This window comes from Kitasatospora arboriphila (assembly GCF_039528095.1).
Lineage (GTDB): Bacteria > Actinomycetota > Actinomycetes > Streptomycetales > Streptomycetaceae > Kitasatospora > Kitasatospora arboriphila.
This window is the reverse complement of sequence record NZ_BAAALD010000036.1, coordinates 65,859-73,597: the sequence shown is the minus strand read 5'-3', so window position 1 is coordinate 73,597 and position 7,739 is coordinate 65,859. Positions and strand designations below refer to the sequence as shown.

At 70.0% G+C, this 7,739-nt stretch carries 6 protein-coding genes; 3 read left to right on the top strand and 3 right to left on the bottom strand.

The annotated features are described in order from the left end of the window. Positions 1-490: 490 nt before the first annotated feature. The 3 genes from ABD353_RS19735 (at position 491) to ABD353_RS19725 (ending at position 3,795) form a co-directional block, all read left to right on the top strand. The gene (locus tag ABD353_RS19735) at positions 491-1,621 is read left to right on the top strand and encodes a hypothetical protein (protein ID WP_344624966.1); all 1,131 of its coding nucleotides are present in this window, start codon (positions 491-493) and stop codon (positions 1,619-1,621) included. An 879-nt stretch (positions 1,622-2,500) separates the two neighbouring features. Then, positions 2,501-2,935 (top strand): CBS domain-containing protein, encoded by a 435-nt coding sequence (locus ABD353_RS19730; RefSeq protein WP_344624965.1) that lies wholly within the window; start codon positions 2,501-2,503, stop codon positions 2,933-2,935. Between the two features lie 440 nt (positions 2,936-3,375). Beyond that, positions 3,376-3,795 (top strand): hypothetical protein, encoded by a 420-nt coding sequence (locus tag ABD353_RS19725; protein WP_344624964.1) that lies wholly within the window; start codon positions 3,376-3,378, stop codon positions 3,793-3,795. A 1,214-nt stretch (positions 3,796-5,009) separates the two neighbouring features. On the opposite strand, the gene ABD353_RS19720 is transcribed toward ABD353_RS19725, so the two are convergent. The 3 genes from ABD353_RS19720 to ABD353_RS19710 all read right to left on the bottom strand — a co-directional run bounded on the left by ABD353_RS19720 (position 5,010) and on the right by ABD353_RS19710 (position 7,382). After that, positions 5,010-5,750, bottom strand: a complete 741-nt coding sequence (locus ABD353_RS19720; RefSeq protein ID WP_344624963.1) for a dienelactone hydrolase family protein — start codon at positions 5,748-5,750, stop codon at positions 5,010-5,012. Positions 5,751-6,238: 488 nt separating this feature from the next. Continuing rightward, positions 6,239-6,376: a hypothetical protein gene (locus ABD353_RS19715; RefSeq protein ID WP_344624962.1), complete on the bottom strand. Its 138-nt coding sequence runs from the start codon at positions 6,374-6,376 to the stop codon at positions 6,239-6,241. Positions 6,377-6,545: 169 nt separating this feature from the next. Further along, positions 6,546-7,382 carry a PHP domain-containing protein gene (locus ABD353_RS19710; protein WP_344624961.1) on the bottom strand — a complete coding sequence of 279 codons (837 nt, stop codon included), beginning with the start codon at positions 7,380-7,382 and terminating at the stop codon, positions 6,546-6,548. Between the last annotated feature and the right edge of the window lie 357 nt (positions 7,383-7,739).

The window sequence follows — 7,739 nt, the reverse complement described above, 5'->3', positions numbered from 1 at the left end:
TGATCGGCCTCATGACCCGCCGGCTCACCGGCGAATCCACCCCGACCTGGCGCGGAACCTGACCCCCGAAACCAGGGACGAAACGCCCAGTCACACAGGCCGGGTTCATCCCCCCGTCGGCCACCGCCCAGGACGCCCACCCCGCCCGGGCAACCCCTGACCGCCACCCGGAGCGGAATCCCGTCATCCGCTCCGGGCGGCGGAGACCTGCGGCGGCAGCCGCCTCGCCCATGCAGAAGGTGCGTATCCCAATAAATAACCGAAGGAAACTAGCGGATCATCACATCGCCCGAATGCACGAAAATCTTCCGGGCCGTTCGGGGGCCATTACCGGCCGCAAAGAATCGATACACCCTGCAGCCCACTGCGCCATATGGCGGGGAGAGCCGGTTCGTGAGCGTGTCAGAGCCTCCGCGTACCAGAGATGACCGAGAATCTCTGAAACCATCCGAGCAACAGCCAAACTCTGCCCAGACCCCGAGGAGCGTGCGTGCCTAACCAGGAGTGGCTCCCCGACCAACCCGTCCGCGTCGGCCGCATCGACTGGCCCGAGCACCAATCGGACGAGGTCTTCCTGCGCCTGCAGACAGGTCAAACCGTTGTTCTGGACCGTCAGCCGTGGCAAGTCCTGGAAATCAACGAATACCCGTACTCCCAGTGGCCGAGGACCTACCAGGAATCCTGGTACGAACACGTGGAGCTGTGGAGTCATTCCGAAAATCTCCATGGCGCCCACAGGAGCACGATGCCCCCCGACCGGGCCAGCTTCTACAAGCGCCCCGTGATCCTGGTTCTGCGCAATGAAAACATCCCCAGGTCCGTTCCGAAACACTGGTGCGCACCGGCCAGCCATGACTGGCACGTCCTCCCGGAGCACTACGCGGTGTGCCGGACCTGTGGCGAACTCCCGCCTTGCCACAACGGAGAACACCGATGGAACGGCGGCCCGCGGCGGACCGAGCACACCGGCTCCGCCCGCCTCATCGTCCCACCGGGATGCTGCATGGGATGCGCTGAGCCCATCAAACCCCGGATGCGAAGCGTCACCTTCCCCGGTGCCAACCTCTGGTATCCCGAGCTCGGCGAAGGAAGCGCGGTCTTCCACGCCCGCACCCACTGCGTCGACCACGTCGAGGACTACCGCAGGGAATGGGAGACTTCATACATCCAAAAGCCACGCTATTCATCCAGCCCGTTGTTCCAGGAATCCCGGGAAGAAAATTCCGTTCCACCGAGGGCACGCCCGGTGGAGGATCAGTTCAGGCTCGCTGAAGGATCTCCCCAGGTCGGCAGTTTTTCTCTCGCGGGAGATTCGCCAGAAATCCTGCACCGAGCACATGCAGGGCCGACGGACATCCTTCCAGCGTCCTCCCTCCCGGCCCTTCACCCGCAACCCCGCGTCGCCTCTCCGCACTCCCTGCCCGGGGCACGCCTCGAATCCAGCCCTCTCACGCAAGTCTCAGGAACAACCGAGCACACCGGACACACCGGGCACCTCCCGGATCTGCGCAATCCGGAACAGGCCGCACGGGTGATCGAAGAACTCACCACGGCTGTACGCAATATCGCCGCCTACCTGAACAGCGGGACCGGCGTGCAAACCTATACAAGAATTCCATGACCTCGTTCGCACCTCCGACGTCCTGCCGGAGCAGCCTCTGGCGCTGGCACAGTCACTGCATCTGCCACGGGAACGGAGCAGAAGCCAACGAAGGGGCCGTGCGGCACCCGGCCCGGATCCACCGCCATGTCGGCATCCGGGCCGGTCCGGGCGCTTCTTGGCGCTGGCATGCCACACATGCACGGGGCAGATCACGAACCGGGCACATCGGGCGCCGCCATTGCTGCGGCCACTACCCCCCGGCCACGGCCGGGATCCTCGGTTCGTGAGATCGGCCCGCGGCATCCGCCCACCCCCGGTGCACACTGCGGCAGGTCCACCGACTACTCGGTTCCGAGTGTGACCCGCAGACACGGCCCCACCGCGACGCTGCGCCCGATCACCCGCACCCCCGATGCTGCTGCCCGGCCGAGGCGGGGCGGACCACAGACGACGGAAAACGGCGACGACCTTGCCGAGGATGGTCGCGTCCTCGCAGACCTCGCCCGGCCAGTTCCAGGTGGAGATCGACGGACACGGCGCGGCCCGGCTCCTTGCTCTCGCCGCCCCGCTCCGCACAGACACCTTCCCCTGACACCTCCTGCACCAGTCGAGCCGGGCGTGCCCGGTGATGGCCACTGCGCCTCCCGCCACCATTGCGGTCCGCCGATACCTGCCACCCGCCCACCGCGCCAGCCCGTCACGGCTCCGGCCCGCCCTCGATCACCGGCCCCGCCGTCGCCGCCTGCCGACCCGGGGACAGGGCGTGGGGCAAGGACAGCGGCGAGCCCCCTGCACGAGCGGCCGGATTCGAAGTGCGGGCCGCCCGGCACGGTCACAGACTCAAAAATGCCCCGAGCCCGGCACCGTCGGGGCCAGTGAACCGATCGAGGAGGAAGCGTGACCACAGCTCGGGACGTCATGCACGCAGGCGCCCAGTGCATCGGCGCCGACCAGAGCCTGCTGGATGCGGCGAAGATGATGCGCGAGATGGAGGTCGGCGCCCTGCCGATCTGCGGCGCCGACCAGAAGCTCAAGGGCATGGTCACCGACCGCGACATCGTCATCCGGTGTCTGGCCACGGGTGAGGACCCCGCCCGAATGACCGCCATGGACTTGGCCGGCCAGCTGCACTGCGTCCGCGCCGCCGACAGCATGGACACCGTCCTCACGAAGATGGAGCAGCACCAGATCCGCCGTATCCCGGTGATCGACAACGACCGCCTGGTCGGGATGATCAGCGAGGCCGACCTGTGCAAGGGCCACCGTGAGGGCGGCCGCCTCACCGACCAGCAGATCATCGAATTCATGGACAGCGTCTACGCCCAACGCTGACCCGCGCCGCTCCGTTACCGTCACCGACCGGGCGGGCACTACCGCAGCTCGGAGGCCTGCCCGCAGCTCGGGGAGCGCGGTGTCCGGGACGGCGGGATGCTGCCGGGGTGCGGGGCCCGGTTGCCCCGACGGCACGCACCCGGGGGTACGGCGCAGCAGGCGGACGCACCGGCTTCAAGTACCGGCGCCCGAGCGGCGTGAGGGTTCGCCCCCCCGCCGGGCCGTTCGGCGGTCACCGCATGCACCCGGCCCGGCCGGCTGAGCTGCGAACGGAAGCCGGCCGGGCCGCAGGGCACACCTCGTGACCGCCCACGTCGTGCCGGACGGCAACCTCGGACGACACCGCCGGACAGAAACGGGGGTCCGCCGTGACACATCCCGGCAATCACCGCCACGGGGACATCGAGGGCATTGAGTTGTGCGACCTGTGCGGTGTCCTCGTGCCCGAGGAGGAGGCCTACCTGTACACGGTCGCGGACTCCTCCGCCACCGCCTGCGGCGCCCTCGAGCACGGCGAGCGCCTGCTGACCGCCTGCTCCTGGGACCACCTGGAAACCCTCGTCACCGCTTACGAACAGCGGCCCTTCGACATGGAGGAACTGTGGGCCTCCATCCTCCTCGAAGCCCACCACCGCCTCGGCCCCGCCAGCACCCAGCACATCTTGCAGGCCACCGGCCTCACCCTCCACCAGCTCGACCGCGCCCGCGACTGGCACCTCCGCCGCCTCCTCCAGCACCCCGGCCAGGAGCAGAACGCCGGCGGCGAAGGCGATCACCCATGGAACTACGAAGAAGACCAAGACGACTGCCGTGACGGACACGACGACGACGACGGTGGCGGCCACAGCGGCACTGCCTGACCCTGCCATGTCCCTCGATGCCCACGGGCCCCCGCGCGCCTCCCGCCCGGACTCCCGCAGCCCGGCAGACCGCTCATCGATCCCGAGCGCGTCCAGGAACAGCCGCAGATCCTCGGCACCGCGGGCGTGCACGGCGACCACCCCGCGGGCCCGGGCCCGCATCCACTCGTCCACGTGCGCGCCGACCGGCTCGACGCGTACGGCCGGCGACGCCGGATCCCGATTCCCGCGCACCACGGCGGCCACCTCCTTCCGGGTTACGTGCCGAACGTCCCCCCGGACATCACGTCCGAACAGGTATACCCGCGGTCGGCGCCCCAGCCGGGCCCGGACCGGGCACAGGGTGTACCCGACGGCGTGTCACATCCGGGCCTGCACATGATCGGCACGGAACGAGGCACAGTGCCGGTATGCCAGACAGCCGACACAACCGCCCCCGCACACACGCCCCCACCCTCCGCCTTTCCGCCGACCAGGCCGGCCGCCACATCACCGTTCCCCAACCTGCCCGACCCGCTCCCGCCACTGCCACGGGGCCGGTGCCGAAACCCCCCGTTGCGTCGCCGTCCCGCCCGGAGGCCGCACCGGCACGCCGGATGCCCCGCCTTGGTACCGGCCGCGCGCCGCGGCTGCTGCCAGGCCGTGCGCAGCCGTCAGGTCATGGAAGGCGGCGGCATCCTGCTGCTGACCCGTCACGCCGTCGATTGCCCGGTCTGGTCCACCCGCTGAACCGCAGCATCGCGGCAGGTCCGGGGCGGCTGGCGGACACGGGACCGGGCGGCCCCGGATCGGCGCTGCGCCCGCCCGGCCCGAGAGGAGGACGACCGGTCGGGGCGGCGCGGCAACGCTGCGCTCCATCCGGGGCGCTCGGCCAGTTCGACGAGCGGCAGGGACTTCGGGCACGTCCGGCTCGACGGGAGCCGCCCGGTCGGAGCTGGTGATCTCCAACAGCGGCGCCACTGCGGGCGGGCGGTGGCACGGCCGCCCCAGGCGGCCCCGCGGCAAGGTACGGGTTGAGCCAGAACCCGAGTTCGGGCAGCACTGGAAGCCCTGCAGAAATCGAACAATTTATGACGTCAGGCAGCATGCGCCCCTGCCGAGAGTTCAGCAGGGGCGCACGGTGTAGCGAGCTGCGGAAGGCCGGGTCCCGTCCTCGATGAACGGCGTGCCGGCCGACATCAGCTACCGTCTGCTGCCGGTCCGACGGCCCGCCCTCACTTCAGGTGCCGCGTGAAGAACTGGGCTGCGACGTCCCCCGCGAACTGGGGGACACCGGTATGCCCGCCCATGTTGGCGTGCAGGGACTTCTCCTCGGAGCCGAAGGCGTCGAACAGGTCCAGGGCAGCCTGCCGGTCGTTCCCTTCGTCGTCCCACTGCAGCATGACGTGCAGCGGAATGGTGACCTGCCGGGCCTCCTCGAACATGGCGCGCGGCACGAAACTCCCGGCGAACAGCACGGCGGCCGAAATGCGCGGCTCGACCACCGCCAGTCGGATGCCGATGGAGATCACTCCCCCCGAGTAGGCGACCGGACCGCCGATCCCGGGCAGTGCGAGGAGGGCGTCCAGGGCGGCCTGCCATTCCGGGACCGCCTTGTCGACCAGCGGGAGGATGAGGGCGTCGACGATCTCGTCGCTGACCGGCTCGCCGGCCGCCATCACCCGGCGCAGGTCGGCGCGGGCCCGCTCGACGGCGGGCCAACGGGGCCGGTCGCCGCTGCCGGGGAGCTCGATGGTGGCCGTGGCGAAGCCCTCCGCCGCGGAGTGCCGGGCCCGGGCGGCCAGTCGGGGGTACATCGTGCGCAGCCCGAGGGGCGGGTGGCCGAGCAGGATCAGCGGCGCCGGTGCGGATGTGGAGGCGGATGCGGGCGTCCACAGGATGCCGGGGATCTCGCCGAGGGTGAATTCGCGTTCGACGACGCCGTCGTCGAGGTGCTGCTCAGAGGTGAAGTGCACGGTCGTGCCTTTCGGGAGGGCTCAGAAACGGCGCTCCCGGACGACCTGTCGTCCGACCGTGACCCCGGAGGAGAGCACCCATGTCGATACTGCGTTCACGGGTACCACCTCCTCGTTCTCTCGCACGGCTTCCGGGAACCTAGCAGTGGTCGCCTCGTCCGCCAAACGGTTTTTGCGTCCCTGCGACGGCGGGGTTCACCGACGCTGTCGCTTCTCATGACCTGCTTGAGCAACACCGCGAGCAGCCGGGCGGCGGCTGCGGCGGCGAAGGCGATGTGGAGGTGCACGAAGGGTCCTCGGGCATGGTGGCGGGCGGTCGCCCGGGCCGGCGCCTGTCGCGAAGGTGCCCACCGGGTCGGACGTGTCTCGCTGAGCACCTCTCTTCTCGCGCTCCTGGGCGGCAACGACGGTCAGGAAGGCGGGTGAGAGCACGGCCTGCTGCCCGTGGGGCGGACAGCAGGCCAGGTGGGGCGAGCGCGGGTCGCTGTTCAGTCGGCTGCTGTGCGGAGGTGGTCGGGCCAGGCGGTCGGGTCGCCGCCGAGGTGGCTGTGGATCCACTGGGCCCAGCGTTCCAGGCCGAAGCCGACGCAGGCGGAGTGGGGCGTGGAAGAAGTGGGCGGCCCCACCGGTCCGCTCCCCGTGCTGTTGACGAGTGAGCCGGCCGGGCGTGCCGGTTCGGTGGCATCGACGGCCGTGGCTCGGCGGGTGGTCGGCACGCGGTGTCCAGCAGTGCGGCGAGGTGGAACAGGACGGGGTGGCCTCGGAGCGGACGACCCATCGGGTGACCACCGTCGGTCACCCTCGGCTCCAGAAGCCGTGGGGATCACGGCCTGGGCGAAAGCCTGCGGCTTCGGCCATGCCGACGGCATCGCCGAAGCCCCGGGCAACGGCGTCGGGATCGTGCGCGTCACTGGCGAAGGTGATGGCCTGGCCACCCTCCTCACGCCACCAGGCCAGCACCTCGGAGCGCAGTGGAACCCTCGTGTTGACTTCGAGGACCTTGCCGGCCGTCGCGAGGCAGCGCAGGACGTGGCGGTACTCCTCCTCGAAGTCGTAAGGGTCGTACGGCTTCCCGTCCGCGGGCCAGTGACGGACCGGGTAGTCGATGTGCGCCAGCACTTCAAACGACTCGAACTGTTGGATCAGCCGGACGGTTTCAGCCAGGTAGGCGCGGACGACCTGGGCAGGCGACTGATCGTCGTAGCGGGCGGAGACCTCGGTGAAGCCGTCGCCGGCGGCAGTCGGCGCGGAGTGCACCGAAGCCAGCACCCGCTCGAAAGCCCCCGCGTCGAGGAGGGCGGCGGCACGGGCGCGATGCCAGTGCGGTTCGCTCAGCTCGACGCCGGACAGGATGCGCAAGCCCGGATGACGCTCCCGGCATCGCTCCAGGCACTCGTGGTATCCGCCGACATCGAGAGGAGGCGGAGTCAGCACGCTGTCCACCAGCAGCGGATTCCACTCCTCGGGGACCTTCACACCAGGGCTGAGCGTCCAGGGTGTGAGGTCCGCGTGCTCGGTGAACGCCACCGAGGGCAACCCGAGTTCAACCGCCCGGAGGCAGCTGCGTTCCATCGACCCGGCCAGTGCGTCCCAGGACCACTGACTATGCACATGACTGTCCGGTGGCAGCATGCCCCATCCCCTTCCATGCCGCTGAGGACCAGATACGAGGTCTGGGTCCGGCAGCGGGCGCCGACGCCCACGACGAAGGACGGGAAAAAGGCATCGACAGGTTGCACACGTAGGGCGTCAGGCAACGTGGCCGGGTCCTCCCGCGCCGGGCCTGTCAGGACGCAGCCCGAGCGGACCCGGGACGGTCGACCCATCGACCGGCCCTCCGAAGCAACGGCCGCAGAACCCGCCACGCACCGCGGTGTGACGAAACATCCGGGCCACTCCGGCGGCGCCCGGATGACCTCGGCCCTCGCCTGCGCACTTCCCGACCGGCCCGCCGCCGTCGTACCGGTCGCCGGCCTGCGCGCCGGCCGG